The organism is Actinospineispora eucalypti, from assembly GCF_039543365.1.
GTDB lineage: Bacteria > Actinomycetota > Actinomycetes > Mycobacteriales > Pseudonocardiaceae > Pseudonocardia > Pseudonocardia eucalypti.
Window position 1 is genome coordinate 149,335 of the sequence record NZ_BAABJP010000062.1, and the last position, 17,056, is coordinate 166,390.

Here is a 17,056-nt window from a genome sequence, read left to right on the forward strand (position 1 = left end):
CCGTCCCGACCGCGCTTCGAACCGGCACCGCGACCGAACCGCGCCCGGCGCCCTTACCGGTTGGTGACGGCCCGGGCGAGCAGCCCGTGCAGCGCGGCCTGCTCGTCCGGAGTGAGGCCGCCGAGCGGCGAGTCCTCGGCGAGCAGCTCCAGCAGGCGCTCCCGCAGCCGCGCCCCCTTGTCGGTGAGCACCAGGCGCTTGGCCCGCCGGTCCACCGGGTGCGGGTGTCGTTCGAGCAGGCCCTGGCGCTCCAGCCGGTCGATCACGAAGGTGGCATTGGACGGCTCGCAGGCCATCCGGTCGGCCAGCTCGCGCATGGTCAGCGGGCCGGTCAGCTCGCGCAGCGCGATCGCCTGCGGGGCGGTGAGCCCGAGCGCACCCGCCCGCTCCCGCACGTGCTCACCGATCTGCCGGGACAGCCCGTTGACCAGGCCGCACAGCTGCCGCTCCGGGCTCATCTCGGCATCCGCGCTCACGGGTCCATCCTAGCCGGATGCATCAAGCCAACATATTTATAGCTTGAATCATTCAAGCTGGAACTTTACGCTCGACGGCATGGCGAACGGCATCACGGACACGGCGCGCGAGCGCTACCGGCGACCGGCGGAGACGCGCTCGGTGCGGATCGGCGAGCTGACCATCACCTACCTGCCCGACGGCGCGGTCGGCCTCGATGCGCGCGGGTGGCTCCCGCACAGCTCGGACGCCGACTGGGCCGCGCACCCCGAGCACCTGGACGAGCGGGGCCAACTGGTGGCCAGCATCGGCGGGCTGCTGGTGGAGGCGGACGAGCGGGCGTTGCTGATCGACGCCGGCATCGGCCGGGTGGAGGCCGGCCCGGTGGCCGGCACACCGGTCGGCGGCGCCACGGGCGGCGCGCTGCTGGACAGCCTGGCCGCGATCGGCCGGGACCCGGCGAGCATCGAGGCGGTGGCCTTCACCCACCTGCACAGCGACCACGTCGGCTGGGCCGGCGTCGCCGACACCTTCCCCGGCGCGAAGTTCCTCGTCGACCAGCGGGAATGGGCCGAGCGGGAGCTGGCCGAGCGGGCCGGCACGCCCCGTGAGGCGCTGGACACCCTGGCCACCTCGCTGCGCGGGATCGAGGCGGGCGAGGAGGTCTTCCCCGGGGTGCGCGCGCTGCCCAGCCCGGGCCACACCGTCGGCCACACCGGCTTCGTCATCGCCTCCGGCGGGCGCCGGCTGATCGCCTTCGGGGACGCCCTGCACACCGCCGCGCAGGTGGACCGCCCGGACTGGCACGCCTGGCCGGACTACGACCCCCGCCAGGCCGTCGAGTCCCGCCGGCGACTGATCGCCGAGCTGGCCAAGCCGGACACCCTCGGGTTCGGCGTGCACTTCGCCGACGTCCAGTTCGGCGAGGTCCACCCGGCCGACGACCGCCCGGCCTGGCGCCCGATCGCGGGTTAGCGTCGCGCGGCCAGCGCGAGCGCCACCTCGGCGGCCACCTCGGCGTTGTGCTCGGCCAGTGCCAGGTTGGCCGGCACGCTCGCCCCGTCGGTCTCCGCCTCCAGCCGGGCCAGCACGTACGGGGTGACCGCCGGGCCGGTCACCTTCGCCGCATCGGCGGCGGCCAGCGCGGCGTCCAGGTCGGCGGCCAGCGCGGCGCCGTCCAGCTCCTCGGCCTCCGGGATCGGCACGGTGAGCAGCACGCCGGTGCGCGGCCGCGCGCGGTGGGCCAGCACCGCCGCCACCTCCTCCGCGCTCTCCACCCGGTGTGGCACCCGAAGCCCGCTGGACCGGGTGTAGAAGGCCGGGAACTCGTCGTGCCGCCAGCCCAGCACCGGCACGCCGGCGGTCTCCAGGTACTCCAGCGTGCGGGGCAGGTCCAGGAAGGCCTTTGCCCCGGCACACACGGTGACCAGGGGGTGGTTGGCCAGGGCGTCCAGGTCGGCGGAGACGTCGCCGGTGAGCTCGGCTCCCCGGTGCACGCCACCGATGCCGCCGGTGGCGAACACCCCGATGCCGGCCCGCTCGGCCACCGCCAGCGTGGCGGACACCGTGGTCACGCCCACCGGCCAGGCCTGGGCGGCGGCCACCGCGAGGTCCCGTTCGGCGACCTTGTGTTCCCCGTCCATGATCAGTTTCTCCTCGGCGGGGCTCAGCCCCACCTGCCAGGCGCCTTCCAGCACCGCGACCACGGCGGGAACCACCCCGCGCCGGCGCAGCGTCTCGGTGCACCGGCTCAGCGCCTCGGCGTTGTGCGGGGCGGGCAGGCCGAGGGAGGAGAAGATGGTGGACTCCAGTGCCACCACCGGCGCGCCCTCGGCGACCGCCGTGGCCACCTCGTCGGAAAGGTTGATCGGACCGCTGGTCACGAGACCTCCAGGCTGAAGTTGGCACCCGGCGCGTCCAGCACTCGGGCGGCGTGGTGGTGGCCGGCCCGGACCGAGTTGGCGACGTTCCGCCCGGCCATGGCGGCGGCCAGGTAGCCGGCGGCGAACGCGTCACCGGCCCCGGTGCTGTCCCTGGCCGCGCGCCGGGCGGGGACCGGCAGGCGGAGCGGTTCACCTCGGTCGCGCACCACCACCGTGGGGTCGGCGGCATTTTTGATCACGAAAACGGACCCGGCGGGTGGCCGCCGGTCGGCGAGGCCCAGTACCGCGGCCTCGGCCGCATTGGCAAACAGCACGGCTGGTCGGATCTCCGCGATAAGATCACGATATCGGCTGGCGCCGTACTCGACCAGGAACGCCGTCGAGGATGCGTCCAGCGACACAGCACACCCGGCCGAGGCGGCGGCGCGCACCGCGGCCAGAGCGCTGCCGGCCGAGGGTTCGGCGCTCAACGCGTACGCCGGCAGATGCAACCAGCGGGCATCCCGCAGCCAGTCCACCGGGACGGGGCCGAGGTCGGCGCTGGCACCCCGGTCGGGAAACATGGTGCGCTCCCCGTCCGGGTGCACCAGCACGACGATGCTGCCGGTGCGCCCGCCGCGCTGGACCCGCGCGTCCACTCCCCCGTCCCGCAGCCGGTCGACCAGCGCGTCACCGAGCGGGTCCGCCCCGACCCGGCCGACGAACCGGGTGGGCACCAGCGGCGCGGCGAACATCGCCACGTTGGCCGCACTGCCGCCCCGGGTGCGGTACACCCGCGACGGGTTGTCGGTGCCCACCCGCGGCGGGCCGGCCAGCCACACCACGACGTCCTCGACGAGATCGCCGAGCACCACCAGCGGGCCACTCTCCAGGTTGGGCACGGCACCGAAGTTATGCGCTTAACCTGAGGGTTGCAACCGCGCCCGCCCCAGCGATGCCCGCTCGACCAGCGAGGTGCCCAGCGCCCGCACCCTCGGCCGGTCGCCGCCCCCGTCGGCGATCAGCTCGCGCAGGATGCCCGCCGACGTGTACCCGAGGTCGAACGCCGACAGCCGGACCGTGCTCAGCGGCGGCGAGGTGATCTCGGAGAACGGCAGGTCGTCGAAGGAGCCGATGGACACCTCGCCGGGCACCGCGACCCCGAGGCCGGTGAACGCGCTCAGCGCGCCGTAGGCCAGCAGGTCGGCCGCCGCGATCATCGCGGTCACCCCGGCCGCCCGCCAGCCCGGCCACTCCTCGGCGACCAGCGCACGGGCCGCGTCCACCGTGATGTTCGCCCGCGCCTCGATCACTTCCGTACCCGGAGTCGCGGCCAGCCGCGCACACACCTGCGCCCGCCGGGTGGCGAAGGTCTGTCCCTCCCGGGTGGCGTCCAGGTAGACCACCCGCCGGTGGCCGAGCTCGACGATCCGGTCCACCAGCGCGCACGCGCCGGGGGCGGTGTCGAAGTGCACCCGGGACAGCTCCGGCGGAGCGACCGGCTCGTCCAGCAGCACCACCGGGCAGCCGATCTGCCGGGTGTCCACCCGGGTGCCGGGGAACTCCAGCAGGATCCCGTCCACGCCGAACCCGACCAGCTGGGCCAGGTCCGGCTCCTCCCGCTCGGGGCCGGAGACCGCGAGCAGCAGCCGGTACTCCCCGCCCAGCGCCTTGGCCACGCCGGCGGCGACCTGCGTGAAGAACGGGTTGCCCAGGTCCGGCGCGACCAGCGCGATGCACTGCCGGCGGCCGGTGACCAGGCTGCGGGCGGCCGAGTCCACCACGTAGCCCAGCTTGTTGATCGCCCGCCAGACCCGTTCCTGGGTCCGCGTCGCCACCCGGCCCTCGGCCTTGCCGTTGATCACCAGCGACACGCTGGCGATCGAGACGCCGGCCTCGGCGGCCACGTCCGACGCGGTCGGGCGCCGCCCCTGGACCCGGGGCGACGGGTTGTTCGCCGCCACCGGGCGCCTCCCGTTCCTCACTGGGCAGATAGGTTATGTGGTCCGTCGGCGGGCCCGCCAGGCGACCACGCCGATGATCGACAGGGCGGCCAGCCCGAGCACCACCAGGTCCGGCACCCTCGACCCGAACCCGCCCACGGCCCGCTGCGCGGCCAACTCGGAGTCCGCCCCGAGGGACAGCCCCAGCACCTCGCCCAGCGTCCCGGTGCCGTCGAACAGCAGGAACAGCACACCGATCGCCACGAACAGCAGCCCGGACACCAGGCTGGTCGTGTGCAGCCGCACCGGTCCGACGGCGATCTCCCGCCCGCGCAGCCAGCCCCGCTCGCCGATCCGCCACCGCTCCCACACCACCGCCAGCAGGAACAGCGGGGCGGCCATGCCCAGCGCGTACACCGCGAGCAGCGCCGCACCGCGCGCCGGCTGCCCGCCGGCCGCCGCGATGGTGAGCACCGCACCGAGGATCGGGCCGGAGCAGAACCCGGCCAGCCCGTAGGTCGCGCCCAACCCGAACACGCCCAGCCAACCGCCGCGCGAGGCGAACCGCTGCTGCAACCGCACCGCCGGACCGAACACGAACCCCCGGCCCAGGATCATCGCCACGCCGAAGATGATGATCACCCAACCGGCCACCCGGATCAGCGTCTCCCGGTGCGTGGCGAACAGCCCGCTCAGCGCCCCGGACCCGGCCCCCAGCGGCACCAGGGTCGCGGCCAGCCCCAGGTAGAACACCCCGGTCCGGGCGACCAGCCGGCCGCCGCCGGCGAACGCGTACGCGAAGAAGGACGGCAGCAACAGCGCGCTGCACGGGCTGAGCAGGGCGAGGACCCCACCGAGCAGCGCGGCCAGGTAGCCGACGTCGGTCAACGGTTGGTGCCGGCGTGCGCCAGCAGCGTCTCGATGGCCCGCTGGTACTCGGCGACCGACAGCGAGCCGGACATCAGCTTCCCGTTGATCAGCACGGTCGGTGTGCTGTTCACCCCCAGCCGCACGCCCTCCGCCTTGTCCGAATCCACCTGGGCGGAGAGCGCCGGGTCGGCCAGGTCACGCTGGAACCGCGCCTTGTCCAGGCCGAGCTGTTCGGCCAGGCCGATCAGCGTCGCGTGCGACCACACCACCGTTCCCTCGCTGTGCTGCGCGAACAGCGCATCGTGGAAGTCCCAGAACTTCCCCTGGCGCCCGGCGGCCCGGGCCGCCACCGCGGCCAGGGTGGAGTCCGGGCCGAGGAAGCTGAAGTCACGCCACTCCACCCGGACCTTGCCGGTCTTGACGTACTGGTCGATCAACGGTGGCGCGACCCGCTCGGCGAACACCGCGCAGTACGGGCACTTGTAGTCGGCGAACTCGACCAGCACGACCGGCGCCGCCGGGTCCCCCAGGGCCAGTGGGTCGCCGGGGATCCGCCGGGCCGCCTCCGACCTGGCCTTCGAAGCGTCGCTCATCGCATGGGCGCCGGCGGCCGGTTCGGCCGGCTTGCCGCTGGCGAAACTGATCACCCCGAGGAGCAGCACCACGGCCAGCGCGATGCCGATCCCCAGCCCCGCCCGGTTGGTTTCCGTACCCGTCATCTCCGCACCGTCCTCCGCCCCGGGGCCACCTACCGGGCAGCATTCCCTGTTCGCCCGGGCCCGCCGAACCCGGTCCCCGTCTCAGGTCACTTCGAAATTTTTCCTCAGAACCGCAACCTCCCGGCTTCCCGCGCGTCAATCCATGTAGAGAAGGTGAGAAGCGACCCCCGGGACGGACGGGGCAGAGGGGCAGGAATGACCAGAAGTCGGCGATTGGGCACACGCGCGCTCATCGTGCTCACGGTGAGCACGGTGGGTCTGACCACCTATTTTGCTGGTGCGGCGCTGGCCGACGACTCCGAGTTCTCCGACGCGGCGAAGCAGGCCCACCAGACGGCGCTGGTTCCTGGGCTCGCCTGCACGGTCACCACCAAGGCCTGCGTCGACCTGGAGTCGCAGAAGGCCTGGCTGGTGAAGGACGGCAAGATCATGCGCGGCCCGATCAAGATCTCCTCGGGCGGGAACGGCAAGGAGACCCCGATCGGCCACTCGCTGCGGGTCTACAAGAAGGAAAAGGACTACAAGAGCACCGAGTCGCGCATCCAGTCCGGGCCGAAGAAGGGCCAGCCCGCGCCCATGCCGTGGGCGGTGTTCTTCGAGGACGGTGGCATCGCGTTCCACGGCGGCGACCCGGCCCGTTCCTCGGCCGGCTGCATCCACCTGCCGGTCGCGGACGCGCAGGCGTTCTTCAACTACCTGCAGGTCGGTGACCAGGTGCAGGTGGTCAAGGGCTCCCAGGAGCTGGCCGCCCGCAAGGGTGAGTACTCGCCCAGCGACGACGAGGACGACGGCGACCACGACAGCGACGATGACGACGACAGCGACGACTGACCGGGGCTGACCCGGGAGCACGCATGATCGGGCTGGCCCAGCAGGCCACGGCGGCGGTTCCGACCTGGTTCGCCATTGCGACCGGGGTCGGGGCCCTCGTGCTGCCGCTGCTCGGCGTGTTCATCGGGCACCGGGTGACCCGGGTGGGCGCCCGGGAGCTAGACGTCCGGGCCCGGCGCGAGGAGCTGTTGCGGACCGTCCGCTGGGCCGCCGAGCTGGCCGTCGACCGGGAGAACCCGCGCGCCGACGAGCTGGGCATCGCCACGCTGCGCGCGATGAGCCGCCTGCCGCTGCTGCAGACCGAGGCCGACCTGGCGTTCATCCAGGCGGTGCTCAGGGCGGTGCTGGCCGAGCCGACCGAGCTGTACCGGGAGCTGGAAAAGAGTCGTACCATTGAGTTCGAGGTAGTCCAGGAACCGCCGTCGGAAGGGCAGTGATGGCCAAGGAACGCGTCGCCGACGTGAACCGGACCCACGCACGCATCCGGGTTACCCAGGCCGAGAAGGACGCCGCCGAGTTGCTCGCGGAGCTGGCCGAGAAGAACGGCCAGGCGGTCGACCCGGTGGTCCAGGCGATCGCCAAGGCCAAGCCGCGCATCGCCTGACCCGAGGCCGGTAATGCCTGGCCCCGGGTCAGGCGAGCATTCACGGGCGCGGGCTCACTTCTTCTTCTTGCCCTTTTTGCCCTTCTTCTTCTTAGCCATGTCCGCCTCCCTCCGGCCGGCCGGGTCAACTGACTGTTGACCAACGAACGTCAACCTAGCATTGACGGAGGTCAATGGGTGGTTGACCCCCACCAATAGGGTTAGCATTCCCGGCGTGGCGGCGAAGGGGTCCCTGAAGCAGGTCCGGCGGGCTTTGGAAGCGGTGGAGTCGACGGAGGGCGCGGTCGACCGGCTCGCCGCCGCGCGGCGGCTGCGCGAGGCGGCCGAGCAGCTGGAGCTGGCCGCCGTGGCCGAACTGCGTGACCAGGGCGGCACCTGGGCCCAGATCGGCGGCGTCTACGGCACCACCAAACAGGGCGCCCAGCAGCGCTTCCGCTCCGCGCTGCGCGAGGACTAACCGCCGCTCACCCACCGTTCCGACCACTCCCAGAGGCGGTCCGCGTTGGTGGGGTCCAGGGCGTAGCGGGCGACGCCGCCCAGGTCGCCGGTCCGGCGGTCCACCGTCTCCGTCTCGTTGCAGTCCACGAAATAGCGCCCGCCGATGCCCGCCACCAGCGGGGACACCGCCAGCAGCACCGAGGTGGCCGCGCCCTGCTCGACCGTCTTGAACCACTCCGCCGGCGTGCCCCCGCTGCCCACTCCCCCGGTGTGCCGCTGCAGGTTGGTGCGGATCGCGCCCGGCATGAGCGAGTTGGACGTGATGCCGTCGCGCGCCCAGCGCCGCGTGGCCTCCACCGCGAACAGCACATTCGCCGTCTTGGACTGCCCGTAGGCCAGCCAGGGGTCGTAGGGGCGGAACAGGAAGTGCGGGTCGTCGAAGATCAACGGTGACAGCTGGTGACCGCTGGAGCTGACCGAGACCACGCGGGCGGCGCCGTCCGAGGCCAACGCCCGGTGCAGCCCCAGGGCCAGGGCGAAGTGGCCGAGGTGGTTGGTGGCCAGCTGCATCTCCCAACCGGCCGCGGTGCGCTGTTCCGGGCAGGCCATCACGCCGGCGTTGTTCACCAGCACGTGCAGCGGGCCGTCCCAGCCGGCCACGAAGGCCGCCACCGACTCCGGTTCGGCCAGGTCCAGCGCGGCCACGCCGGGCGCCGGGTGCCCGCCGTCGGCGATCTCCTTGGCCACCCGCTCGCCGGCCGCCACGTCGCGCACCGCCATGGTCACCTCGGCGCCGGTGCCGGCCAGCGCCCGGGCGGTCTCCACGCCGATGCCGGAGGCGGCCCCGGTGACCACCACCCGGCGGCCGGTGAGGTCCGCCCCCTCGGCCACCTCGGCGGCGGTGCTGGTGAAACCGAACGGGGTCTTCACGAGACTCATGGCCAAGACACTAGATCAGGCCAGGGTCAGGTAGCGGTCGATCTCCCACTGGGAAACGGTCGCGTGGTAGGCGTCGAACTCGGCCTGTTTCACCCCGCCGTAGTAGTCGATGAAGTCGGTTCCGTCCGGCAGCTTGCCCAGGGCCGTACGCAGCACCGGGTCGGCCACCAGCTCCCGCACCGCGTGGTCCAGGGTCTTGGGCAGCGCGCTGATGCCCCGGGCGGCCACCTCGTCGGGGTGCAGGGCGAACAGGTTGTCGGTGACCTGCTCGCCGGGGTCCAGGCCGCGGTCGATGCCGTCCAGCCCGGCCGCCAGCATCGCGGCCGGGGCCAGGTAGGGGTTGGCCGAGCCGTCCACGCCCCGGTGCTCCACCCGGCCGCCCTCGGGGACCCGCAGCATCAGGCTGCGGTTGTTCCCGCCGTAGGCCACGTAGGCCGGCGCCCAGCTGGCCCCGGAGTTGGGCGCGCCGGCGCCGATCCGCTTGTAGGAGTTCACCGACGGGCAGATCACCCCGGCCGAGGCGCGCCCGTGGTCCAGCAGCCCGCCGATGTACTGGTAGGCCAGCTTGGACAGGCCCAGCGGGTCCGAGTCGCTGTCGAACAGCGGCTCGCCTCCGGTGGTCCACAGGCTCTGGTGGGTGTGCAGGCCGTTGCCGGTCACCGAGTTGAACGGCTTGGGCATGAAGGTGGCGGTCATGCCGGCGTCGTGGGCCAGCATGTGCACCATGTAGCGGAAGAAGACCGTGCGGTCCGCCGTGGTCACCGCGTCCGAGTAGTCGAAGTTGCTCTCGAACTGCCCGTTGCCGTCCTCGTGGTCGTTGGCGTAGTTGCCCCAACCCAGCTCGTTCATGTGCTTGGACAGGGTGGACAGGAAGTCCCACATCCGGGTCAGTCCCTTGACCTCGTAGCAGGGCTTGTCCGCGCGGTCCAGGGCGTCGGCGAAATCCAGCCCGCCGTCCGGCGTGCGGCGCAGCAGCGAGTATTCCGCCTCCACGCCGGTCTTGAGCACCCAGCCCCGGTCCCGCTCCAGGTCGGCCAGCAGCCGCTTCAGGATCACCCTCGGCGCGTACGGCCACGGCTCACCCGCCACATAGGGGTCGCAGTGCAGCACCGCGATGCCGTCCTTCCACGGCACCCTGGTGTAGGAGGCGGGGTCCGGCAGCACGTTGATGTCCGGGTCCGCCGGCCCCTGTCCCAGGTCCCCGGCGGCGAATCCGGCGAACCCGGCCCCGCCGTCCATCAGCAGGTCCAGGCTGGCCCGGGGCACCGCCTTCGCGCACGGTTTGCCGTGCAGGTCCACGAACATGGCCAGGAAGAACTCGATGCCATCTTCGTCCGCTCGCGCTGCAAGTTCTCCGCGGCCGTCACCCATGGCTGCTCCTTTGCTGTCCTGGGATCCAATCAGTGCCTGCCAGTGGAACCCCGGCCATCGCCGCCGCCTCGATGGTCAGCGCGACCATGTCCTCCGGCTCCAAGTTGCGCAGGTGGGCCTTGCCGCAGGCCCGGGCCAGGGTCTGCGCCTCCATGGTCAGCACCCGCAGGTAGTTGGCCAGCCGCCGGCCGCCCTCGATCGGGTCCAGCCGGGCGGCCAGGTCGGGGTCCTGGGTGTTGATGCCGGCCGGGTCCCGGCCGTCCTGGAAGTCGTCGTAGTAGCCGGCGGCCGTGCCGAGCGCCCGGTACTCCTCGTCGTAGCGCGGGTGGTTGTCGCCCAGGGCGATCAGTGCGGCGGTGCCGATGGCGACCGCGTCGGCACCCAGCGCCATCGCCTTGGCCACGTCGGCCCCGGTGCGGATGCCGCCGGACACGATCAGCTGGACCTTCCGGTGCACGCCCAGCTCGTCCAGCGCCCGCACGGCCTGCGGGATCGCCGCCAGGATCGGGATCCCGACGTGCTCGATGAACACCTCCTGGGTGGCGGCGGTGCCGCCCTGCATGCCGTCCACGACCACCACGTCCGCGCCCGCCGCGACGGCCAGCTTCACGTCGTAGTAGGTCCGGGTGGCGCCGATCTTCACGTAGATCGGCTTGGCCCAGTCGGTGATCTCCCGCAGTTCCAGGATCTTGATGGTCAGGTCGTCCGGCCCGGTCCAGTCCGGGTGCCGGCAGGCGCTGCGCTGGTCGATGCCGGCCGGGAGGGTGCGCATCCCGGCCACCCGGTCGCTGATCTTCTGCCCGAGCAGCATGCCGCCGCCGCCCGGCTTGGCGCCCTGGCCGAGCACCACCTCGATGGCGTCGGCGGCGCGCAGGTCATCCGGGTTCATCCCGTACCGGGAGGGCAGGTACTGGTAGACCAGGTGCTTGGAGTGGCCCCGCTCCTCCGGGGTCATCCCGCCGTCGCCGGTGGTGGTGGAGGTGCCCATCTCGGTCGCGCCCCGCCCGAGCGCCTCCTTGGCCTGGGCGGACAGCGCGCCGAAGCTCATGCCGGCGATGGTGACCGGGATGTCCAGGTGCAGCGGTGCGCCGGCGTGCCGGTCGCCCAGCACCACGTCGGTGTCGCACCGCTCGCGGTAGCCCTCCAGCGGGTAGCGGGACATGCTGGCGCCGAGGAACAGCAGGTCGTCGAAGTGCGGCAGCGGGCGTTTCGCGCCCCAGCCCCGGATGTCGTAGACGCCGGTCTCGGCGGCGCGCTGGATGCCGGCGATGGTGGCCCGGTCGAAGGTGGCCGACTCGCGCCGGCCGTACGGTGCGGTCAAGGTCGCCCTCCTTCAGTAGGTGTTGTGCGCGGCGAAGTGGTAGAGCCGGCGGGCCGAGCCGAAGCGGCGGAACTCGTCCGGGTCGTGCGCCAGGCCGGCCGCGGCGAGCAGCCCGGCCAGCTCCTTGCGGTGCTCTTCGCGCATCGGCTTCTCCACGCAGTCCGCGCCCAGCGTGCCGACCCGGCCGCGCACGTACAGCCGGGCCTCGTAGATCGAGTCGCCGAGCCCGTCGCCGGCGTCGCCACCCACCACCAGCCGCCCGGCCTGCGCCATGAACGCGCTCATCGGGCCGACGTCCCCGCCGACCACGATGTCCACCCCCTTCATCGAGATGCCGCAGCGCATCGATGCGCCGCCGTGCACCACCAGCAGCCCGCCCCGCCCGGTGGCGCCGGCGGACTGGGAGGCGTCGCCGCGCACCCGCACCGTGCCGGACATGATGTTCTCCGCCACCCCGGTGCCCGCGTTGCCGTGCACGGTCACCTCGGCCAGCTGGTTCATGCCGGCGCAGTAGTAGCCCACGTGGCCGTGGACGTCCACGGTCAACGGGTGGCGCAGCCCGGCGGCGACCGCGTGCTCGCCCCGCGGGTGGTGGACCTCGTAGCGCTCGGCGGTGGGCGCGTGCAGCTGGGCGTTGAGCTCGCGCACCGATGAGCCGGCGGCTAGGTCGATCCGCACCACCTGGTCCGGCAGCGTTTCCCGCCGGGCCGAGTTCAACGCCGAGTTCACCGCCGCCATGCGTACACCGTCTCCGGCTCGGGCTCGCGGATCCGCGCCTGCTCGATGCCGGGCAGCTCGGCCAGCGCGTGGTACTCCGAGGCCATCGCCACGTAGTCGGCGGTCTCCGCGATCACGGCGGGCTTGCAGGCGAACGAGTCGCGCAGCACGGCGAACTCGTCGCCGGTGGTCACCAGCAGGGTGAAGAAACCGTCGAACTCCTTGAGCACCATGCGCATGGCGTCGCCGAGGTCCGCGCCGGCGGTCACCTGCTGCCCGATGAACCGGGCGGCCACCTCGGAGTCGTTCTGCGTCTCGCAGTGGATGCCGGCTCGGGCCAGCCGGCGGCGCACGGTGGCGTAGTTGGAGAAGGACCCGTTGTGCACCAGCGCCAGGTCAGGCAGCGGTGTGAACGGATGAGCGCCGTCGGTGGTGACGGCGGACTCGGTGGCCATCCGGGTGTGCCCGACGGCCTGGTAACCGGCGCGGTCCACCACGCCGTACCGGGCGCAGATCTCCGCCGGATGCCCGACGTCCTTGATCACCTCCATGCCGGAGTCCCCGTAGAGCGCGACGCCCGCGCTGTCCGGCCCTCGGGCGGTCATCGCCTCCAGCATCGGAACCAGCAGCTCGCCCAACCTCGGATACAGCTCCGATTTCTTCAGGTGCAGCCCGACGATCCCACACACGTGCCGCGCTCCCTCCGGCCTCCGAGCATTGGTCCTAGGTTCGAACCTAAGACCTTTTCTGTCAATACCGCCGGGTGAACGACTGGTGTTAACTCTGGGTGACCGCGTATAACTCGGGGCATGCCCACCGAGGTGACCTCGCAGACGCTGACCCAGGCGGTCGCGGATCATCTGCGGCGCCTCATCCACCTCGGCGAGGTCGGCCCCGGCGACCGGCTGCCACCCGAGCGCGAGCTCGCCGAGCAGCTCGGCGTGGCCCGGATCAGCCTGCGGGAAGCCCTAAAGATCCTGCAGCGGGACGGATACGTGCAGGTCCGGAGGGGCGCCCAGGGTGGTACCTACGTGACCGAACTGGAGGAGCCGGTCGCCCGGTGGCGGGCCAAGATGCGCACCGAGTCCGGCGAGTTCGACGACATCATCGACTTCCGCATCGCGCTGGAGACCGACAGTGCCCGGCTGGCCGCGCTGCGCCGGGACGAGCGGGACCTGGCCGCGCTGCGCACGGCGATCGAGGAGCTGGAAAGGTCCGAGGGCCGGGCCGCCTTCCGGCTGACCGACTCCCGGTTCCACACCGCACTGGCCCGCGCGGCCCGGAACGCCCGGCTGGAGGCCGGCATCGAGGCCGCCCGGGGCGAGCTATTCATGGCCCACGACCTGCTTCCGTTCATCGACCCGGTGCAGGAGTCGGTGCGCGACCATCTGGCCATCTACCAGGCAGTACTACGACGCGACCCGGAGGCCGCCTCGGCGCGGATGCGGGAGCACATCGAGCACACCCGCGCCCAGCTGCGGGACATTGTGTTCGGCTCCGCCCCCACCGAGTGATCGCGTCTCCGAGCGTGCGGCTAACTCGGCGCACGCTCGGCAAGCAGGCTCCGCGCGCTTGACACGCTCCGCGTCGCGGTGGTCCCATGTGCCCGGTGGTCCGAGGTCTGGACCTCGGACCAATGTCGTAAGGAACCGCACCTCGAGCAACGGCGCGCGAGTGCATCATGTGGAACTCGGGCGCCGCCGCACCCCGGCATCCGGAGGCGCCCGTGCCACCCTCCCTCAGCTCGCGGATCGCCCAGCTGGCCCGGCGTGACCGGGTCCTGGCCATCTCGTTCACGGTCCTCATGTGGGCCGTGCTGATCTTCCTCTGTGTGGTGGCCAGTGCCACCGCGCCCAGCCCGGCCATCACCGTCGTCCTGCTCGCCTCGGCGCTGCTGCTCGGCGCGTTCAACACCGCCTCGGTGCTGGCCATGCTGCGCAGCTACGCGGCGAACCGGGAGGCGATCTACCGGGATGACGTGCTGCTGGCCGACCGAAGGCGCGAGCTGCGCGCCCAGGGCCCGTGGTGAGCCGTGTACCAGCCACCGGTGCAGTCCAAGCGCGGCCAGCTGATCGACGCGGTGACCGTGCTCGTACTGATCTTCGCCACCCTGTTCGGCACCACCTACCTGGTGCAGGAGGCCGCGTCCGGCGACACCGCCGCCCGCCCGCTGGCCGAGCTGCCGATCAACGACGCCGAGCGGGCGCAGTACCAGAAGATGATCGACTCGGGCACCGCCGACCTGGCCGCGATCAACGCCTCGGTGGAGTCGCACCAGAACAACGCGGACAAGTACGCGATCGACGTGTGGGCGCTGCTCGGCACCGCCGCGCTGCTCGCCGCCTACCTCGGCTTCGTCTACCGGGCCTCGTTCCGGGAGTACCGGGAGGTCGTCGAGGAACGGTTCGGCCCCCGGGAAGGAGCACGGGAATGAGTGCCGAGCCGAGCTTGCGAGGCGAGAAATGAGCGCCGCGGGTGTGCTGGAACTGATCGCCTGGCTGCTCAGCGCACTGATCGCCGGGTGGCTGCTGCTGGACATGGTCCGGGTGGGCCGCCGGTACAGCGAGGACCAACTGATCAACGTGGCCGAACCGAGCGAGGAGCCGAAATGAGTACCGACGCTCCCGGCGCCGAGCCGACCGCCGGGCCGGCCACCGAGCAGCGACCGGCGCTGCGCAAGGTGCTCTCCCCCATGCACATCTGGGCACTGGGCGTGGGCATCGTGCTGGTCGGCGAGTTCATGGGCTGGAACTTCGCGGTGGAGAAGGGCGGCATGTACGGCGCCCTGATCGCCGCCTGGGTGGTCGGCCTGCTCTACACCTGCATCGTGATGATCAACTCCGAGATCACCTCGGCGATCCCAGCGGCCGGCGGCCAGTACGCGCAGGCCAAGCACACCATCGGCCCGCTGATGGCGTTCAACGTGGGCCTCTACCTGACCCTGGCCTACACCATGCTCGAGGCGGCCAACGCCAACGTGCTCAGCTACCTGCTGACCACGCTGGGCAACCTGATGGGCAGCGCCGAGGAGCTGTCCCCCTACCCGTTCGCCACGCTGGCCATCCTGGCCCTGGCCTGGCTGAACTACCGGGGCGTGCAGGCCACGCTGACGCTGAACTTCGTGATCACCGGCCTGGCCTTCGTCACCATCATCGTGCTCTTCCTCGGCGTCCAGGGCTGGCAGCCGGAGGGCCAGCTGCACCTGTCCGGGCTGATCGGCAGCCTGGACAACGGGCTGCCCTACGGCTGGATGGGCGCGATCGCCGCCTGCCAGTTCGGCATGTGGTTCTACCTGGGCATCGAGGGGACCGCGCAGGCCGCCGAGGAGTGCCGCTCGGCACCGCGCTCGATCCCGATCGGCAGCATGGCCGGGATGATGACGCTGATCGTGGCCGCCGGGCTGACCTGGTACGTGTGCGCCGCGCTGCTGCCCTGGCACTACCTCGGAACCGCGATCACCCCGCTGTTCGACGCGGCCCGGGTCAGCGGCAGCGGGCTGCTGGTGGTGTTGCTGCTGATCGGTACGCTGTTCGCCACCCTCGCCTCGGCCAACGGCTGCATCAACGACGCCTCCCGGGCCTGGTTCTCCATGGGCCGGGACCGCTACCTGCCGGAGTGGTTCGGCGCGGTGCATCCCCGCTACCACACGCCGTTCCGGTCCATCGTGTTCCTGGTCCCGGTGGCGATCGCGTTCGCGCTGCTGCCGGTGCTGCTGAACAAGCCGACGCTGCTCGCCACGGTGATCACCTTCTCGATCCTGTCCGGGCTGCTGATGTACAGCTTCATGGGGCCGAACTTCATCCGGTTCCGCCGCCTCTGGCCGCTCGGGGAGATCGAACGGGGTTACGTGCTGCCGATGCACCCGGCGCCGGCGGTGGCCCTGATCGCACTGTCCGGGCTGGTCTTCTTCGCTACCTTCCTCGGCTACGGGACCGCGCTCTTGTCTATCCTGGCGTTCTACTTCCTCGCCTCGGTGTGGTTCGTCCGGCGGCGCTACCGGTTCGTCCGCCGGGGCGCTCAGTTCACCGCCGACCTGCCGAGGCCCCGTGGTTACTAAACCGTTTGTGGTGCTCGGCGTGGCGATCGTGCTGCCCGGCATGGGGCAGGTGCTGAACCGTGCGCCGGTGCGCGGGCTGGTGTTCGTCTGCTACATGGTGCTGCTCGGCGTGATCACCTATCACCTGACCACGCCGGAGCACTCCTTCCTCGGCCGCTACGCCGGCGGGCTGTTCGTCTACGCGATCAGCGTCATGGACGCCTACCGCACCGCGGCGGCCCGGGCGGCGGCCAGATTCAACCCGCTCGCCGAGCGGTCGGCGGGTTCAGGCAGCGCCGGTCCGAGGTGAGACGCGGACTGTCAGGTCCGCGTCCAGTGCATTGGCGATCCTGCTCAGCACGGGCAAGGTTGGCGTGGTCCCCCCGGCCTCGAAACGCGCCACGGCCGACTGGGTCATGTCCGCGGCAGCCGCCAACTGAGCCTGGCTCCACCCCCGCGCCAGGCGCAACTCTCTCACTGCGGCCCCCAACTCGAAGGCCAGCCGAGCCGCCTCGTACGCCTCCGCCGCACCCGGCTCCGCCATTCGACGCTCGCGTACGCCCGCCCAAGACTCATTGCTCAACAACGTCAACACCCTCCTCCACCGTGTGAACCTCAGCGAGGCATCGGGCGAGCGCCCGTCGTGCCCGATCCACCTCTCGATCTTCTCGCATCCGCGACTTCGTGAACACGGTCAGCAATACGATCCGTCGTCCCGTCACGATCCAATACGTGACCCGCACGGCCCGTCGCTCGAGATGAAACCGCAGCTCTCTGAGTTTTCCATCCAACTGGCGCGTATATGGCTCTCCGAGGGTCGGCCCTCGAGCCGCCAACAGGTCGATATAGAACGCCGCGGTAGCAAAGTGATCAGTCGGCAGTCCCTCGAGCCACAGACGGACCTCAGGCTCGAGCTCCACCGTACCCCATGTCATAGCATCAACGCTAT

24 protein-coding genes are annotated in these 17,056 nt (G+C 71.6%); 11 read left to right on the forward strand and 13 right to left on the reverse strand.

Features of this window, described 5'->3' with window-relative positions:
• Positions 1–53: 53 nt before the first annotated feature.
• A complete protein-coding gene (locus ABEB12_RS38835; protein ID WP_345703525.1) occupies positions 54–476 on the reverse strand; it encodes a MarR family winged helix-turn-helix transcriptional regulator in 423 nt (140 codons plus the stop codon).
• A 79-nt stretch (positions 477–555) separates the two neighbouring features.
• Here ABEB12_RS38835 and ABEB12_RS38840 point away from each other — a divergent pair, with 79 nt between their 5' ends.
• Complete coding sequence (locus ABEB12_RS38840) at positions 556–1,431, forward strand: MBL fold metallo-hydrolase (protein WP_185062165.1); 876 nt, start codon at positions 556–558, stop codon at positions 1,429–1,431.
• Here the strand turns inward: ABEB12_RS38840 and ABEB12_RS38845 are convergent.
• The 5 genes from ABEB12_RS38845 to ABEB12_RS38865 are packed head-to-tail and all read right to left on the reverse strand — an operon-like array spanning position 1,428 to position 5,850.
• Positions 1,428–2,339, reverse strand: a complete 912-nt coding sequence (locus ABEB12_RS38845) for a pseudouridine-5'-phosphate glycosidase (RefSeq protein ID WP_185062166.1) — start codon at positions 2,337–2,339, stop codon at positions 1,428–1,430. The genes ABEB12_RS38840 and ABEB12_RS38845 overlap by 4 nt on opposite strands.
• On the reverse strand, positions 2,336–3,220 hold the full coding sequence (locus ABEB12_RS38850; RefSeq protein ID WP_345703526.1) for a carbohydrate kinase family protein: 885 nt from the start codon (positions 3,218–3,220) through the stop codon (positions 2,336–2,338). The genes ABEB12_RS38845 and ABEB12_RS38850 overlap by 4 nt, the downstream gene beginning before the upstream one ends.
• A gap of 18 nt (positions 3,221–3,238) precedes the next feature.
• Positions 3,239–4,303, reverse strand: coding sequence for a substrate-binding domain-containing protein (locus ABEB12_RS38855; protein WP_185062167.1), 1,065 nt, complete (start codon positions 4,301–4,303; stop codon positions 3,239–3,241).
• Positions 4,304–4,315: 12 nt separating this feature from the next.
• Positions 4,316–5,149 (reverse strand): cytochrome c biogenesis protein CcdA, encoded by an 834-nt coding sequence (locus ABEB12_RS38860; protein ID WP_185062168.1) that lies wholly within the window; start codon positions 5,147–5,149, stop codon positions 4,316–4,318.
• Entirely contained in the window at positions 5,146–5,850 is a 705-nt protein-coding gene (locus ABEB12_RS38865) for a thioredoxin domain-containing protein (protein WP_185062169.1), read from the reverse strand. The genes ABEB12_RS38860 and ABEB12_RS38865 overlap by 4 nt, the downstream gene beginning before the upstream one ends.
• Before the next feature lie 243 nt (positions 5,851–6,093).
• On the opposite strand from ABEB12_RS38865, the gene ABEB12_RS38870 reads away from it, so the two are divergent.
• The 4 genes from ABEB12_RS38870 to ABEB12_RS38885 all read left to right on the forward strand — a co-directional run bounded on the left by ABEB12_RS38870 (position 6,094) and on the right by ABEB12_RS38885 (position 7,742).
• Positions 6,094–6,681 carry a L,D-transpeptidase gene (locus ABEB12_RS38870; protein WP_345703527.1) on the forward strand — a complete coding sequence of 196 codons (588 nt, stop codon included), beginning with the start codon at positions 6,094–6,096 and terminating at the stop codon, positions 6,679–6,681.
• A 23-nt stretch (positions 6,682–6,704) separates the two neighbouring features.
• Entirely contained in the window at positions 6,705–7,118 is a 414-nt protein-coding gene (locus tag ABEB12_RS38875) for a hypothetical protein (RefSeq protein ID WP_185062171.1), read from the forward strand.
• Positions 7,118–7,285 carry a hypothetical protein gene (locus ABEB12_RS38880; RefSeq protein ID WP_185062172.1) on the forward strand — a complete coding sequence of 56 codons (168 nt, stop codon included), beginning with the start codon at positions 7,118–7,120 and terminating at the stop codon, positions 7,283–7,285. Before ABEB12_RS38875 ends, ABEB12_RS38880 begins: the two co-directional genes overlap by 1 nt.
• 214 nt (positions 7,286–7,499) lie before the next feature.
• Positions 7,500–7,742 carry a hypothetical protein gene (locus tag ABEB12_RS38885; RefSeq protein ID WP_185062173.1) on the forward strand — a complete coding sequence of 81 codons (243 nt, stop codon included), beginning with the start codon at positions 7,500–7,502 and terminating at the stop codon, positions 7,740–7,742.
• Here ABEB12_RS38885 and ABEB12_RS38890 read toward each other — a convergent pair.
• The 5 genes from ABEB12_RS38890 to ABEB12_RS38910 are packed head-to-tail and all read right to left on the reverse strand — an operon-like array spanning position 7,739 to position 12,760.
• The gene (locus tag ABEB12_RS38890) at positions 7,739–8,662 is read right to left on the reverse strand and encodes an SDR family NAD(P)-dependent oxidoreductase (RefSeq protein ID WP_185062174.1); all 924 of its coding nucleotides are present in this window, start codon (positions 8,660–8,662) and stop codon (positions 7,739–7,741) included. The genes ABEB12_RS38885 and ABEB12_RS38890 overlap by 4 nt on opposite strands.
• 15 nt (positions 8,663–8,677) lie before the next feature.
• Positions 8,678–10,033, reverse strand: a complete 1,356-nt coding sequence (gene glnT, locus ABEB12_RS38895; protein ID WP_185062175.1) for a type III glutamate--ammonia ligase — start codon at positions 10,031–10,033, stop codon at positions 8,678–8,680.
• Complete coding sequence (locus ABEB12_RS38900) at positions 10,026–11,354, reverse strand: glutamate synthase-related protein (RefSeq protein WP_185062176.1); 1,329 nt, start codon at positions 11,352–11,354, stop codon at positions 10,026–10,028. The genes glnT and ABEB12_RS38900 overlap by 8 nt, the downstream gene beginning before the upstream one ends.
• A gap of 12 nt (positions 11,355–11,366) precedes the next feature.
• Positions 11,367–12,092, reverse strand: a complete 726-nt coding sequence (locus ABEB12_RS38905) for a glutamate synthase (RefSeq protein ID WP_185062177.1) — start codon at positions 12,090–12,092, stop codon at positions 11,367–11,369.
• On the reverse strand, positions 12,080–12,760 hold the full coding sequence (locus ABEB12_RS38910; protein WP_185062178.1) for a class II glutamine amidotransferase domain-containing protein: 681 nt from the start codon (positions 12,758–12,760) through the stop codon (positions 12,080–12,082). The genes ABEB12_RS38905 and ABEB12_RS38910 overlap by 13 nt, the downstream gene beginning before the upstream one ends.
• A 120-nt stretch (positions 12,761–12,880) precedes the next feature.
• Here ABEB12_RS38910 and ABEB12_RS38915 point away from each other — a divergent pair, with 120 nt between their 5' ends.
• The 6 genes from ABEB12_RS38915 (at position 12,881) to ABEB12_RS38940 (ending at position 16,417) form a co-directional block, all read left to right on the forward strand.
• Positions 12,881–13,585, forward strand: a complete 705-nt coding sequence (locus ABEB12_RS38915) for an FCD domain-containing protein (RefSeq protein WP_185062179.1) — start codon at positions 12,881–12,883, stop codon at positions 13,583–13,585.
• A 212-nt stretch (positions 13,586–13,797) separates the two neighbouring features.
• Positions 13,798–14,100, forward strand: a complete 303-nt coding sequence (locus ABEB12_RS38920) for a hypothetical protein (RefSeq protein WP_185062180.1) — start codon at positions 13,798–13,800, stop codon at positions 14,098–14,100.
• A gap of 3 nt (positions 14,101–14,103) precedes the next feature.
• A complete protein-coding gene (locus tag ABEB12_RS38925) occupies positions 14,104–14,505 on the forward strand; it encodes a hypothetical protein (RefSeq protein WP_185062181.1) in 402 nt (133 codons plus the stop codon).
• A 28-nt stretch (positions 14,506–14,533) separates the two neighbouring features.
• On the forward strand, positions 14,534–14,683 hold the full coding sequence (locus ABEB12_RS38930; RefSeq protein WP_185062182.1) for a hypothetical protein: 150 nt from the start codon (positions 14,534–14,536) through the stop codon (positions 14,681–14,683).
• Positions 14,680–16,128: an amino acid permease gene (locus ABEB12_RS38935; RefSeq protein ID WP_185062183.1), complete on the forward strand. Its 1,449-nt coding sequence runs from the start codon at positions 14,680–14,682 to the stop codon at positions 16,126–16,128. The genes ABEB12_RS38930 and ABEB12_RS38935 overlap by 4 nt, the downstream gene beginning before the upstream one ends.
• A complete protein-coding gene (locus ABEB12_RS38940) occupies positions 16,118–16,417 on the forward strand; it encodes a hypothetical protein (RefSeq protein WP_185062184.1) in 300 nt (99 codons plus the stop codon). Before ABEB12_RS38935 ends, ABEB12_RS38940 begins: the two co-directional genes overlap by 11 nt.
• Here the strand turns inward: ABEB12_RS38940 and ABEB12_RS38945 are convergent.
• Both ABEB12_RS38945 and ABEB12_RS38950 read right to left on the reverse strand, forming a co-directional pair.
• Positions 16,394–16,651 (reverse strand): helix-turn-helix domain-containing protein, encoded by a 258-nt coding sequence (locus ABEB12_RS38945; RefSeq protein ID WP_185063040.1) that lies wholly within the window; start codon positions 16,649–16,651, stop codon positions 16,394–16,396. The genes ABEB12_RS38940 and ABEB12_RS38945 overlap by 24 nt on opposite strands.
• A 28-nt stretch (positions 16,652–16,679) precedes the next feature.
• Positions 16,680–17,042, reverse strand: coding sequence for a type II toxin-antitoxin system RelE/ParE family toxin (locus tag ABEB12_RS38950; RefSeq protein WP_185062185.1), 363 nt, complete (start codon positions 17,040–17,042; stop codon positions 16,680–16,682).
• Positions 17,043–17,056 lie beyond the last annotated feature (14 nt).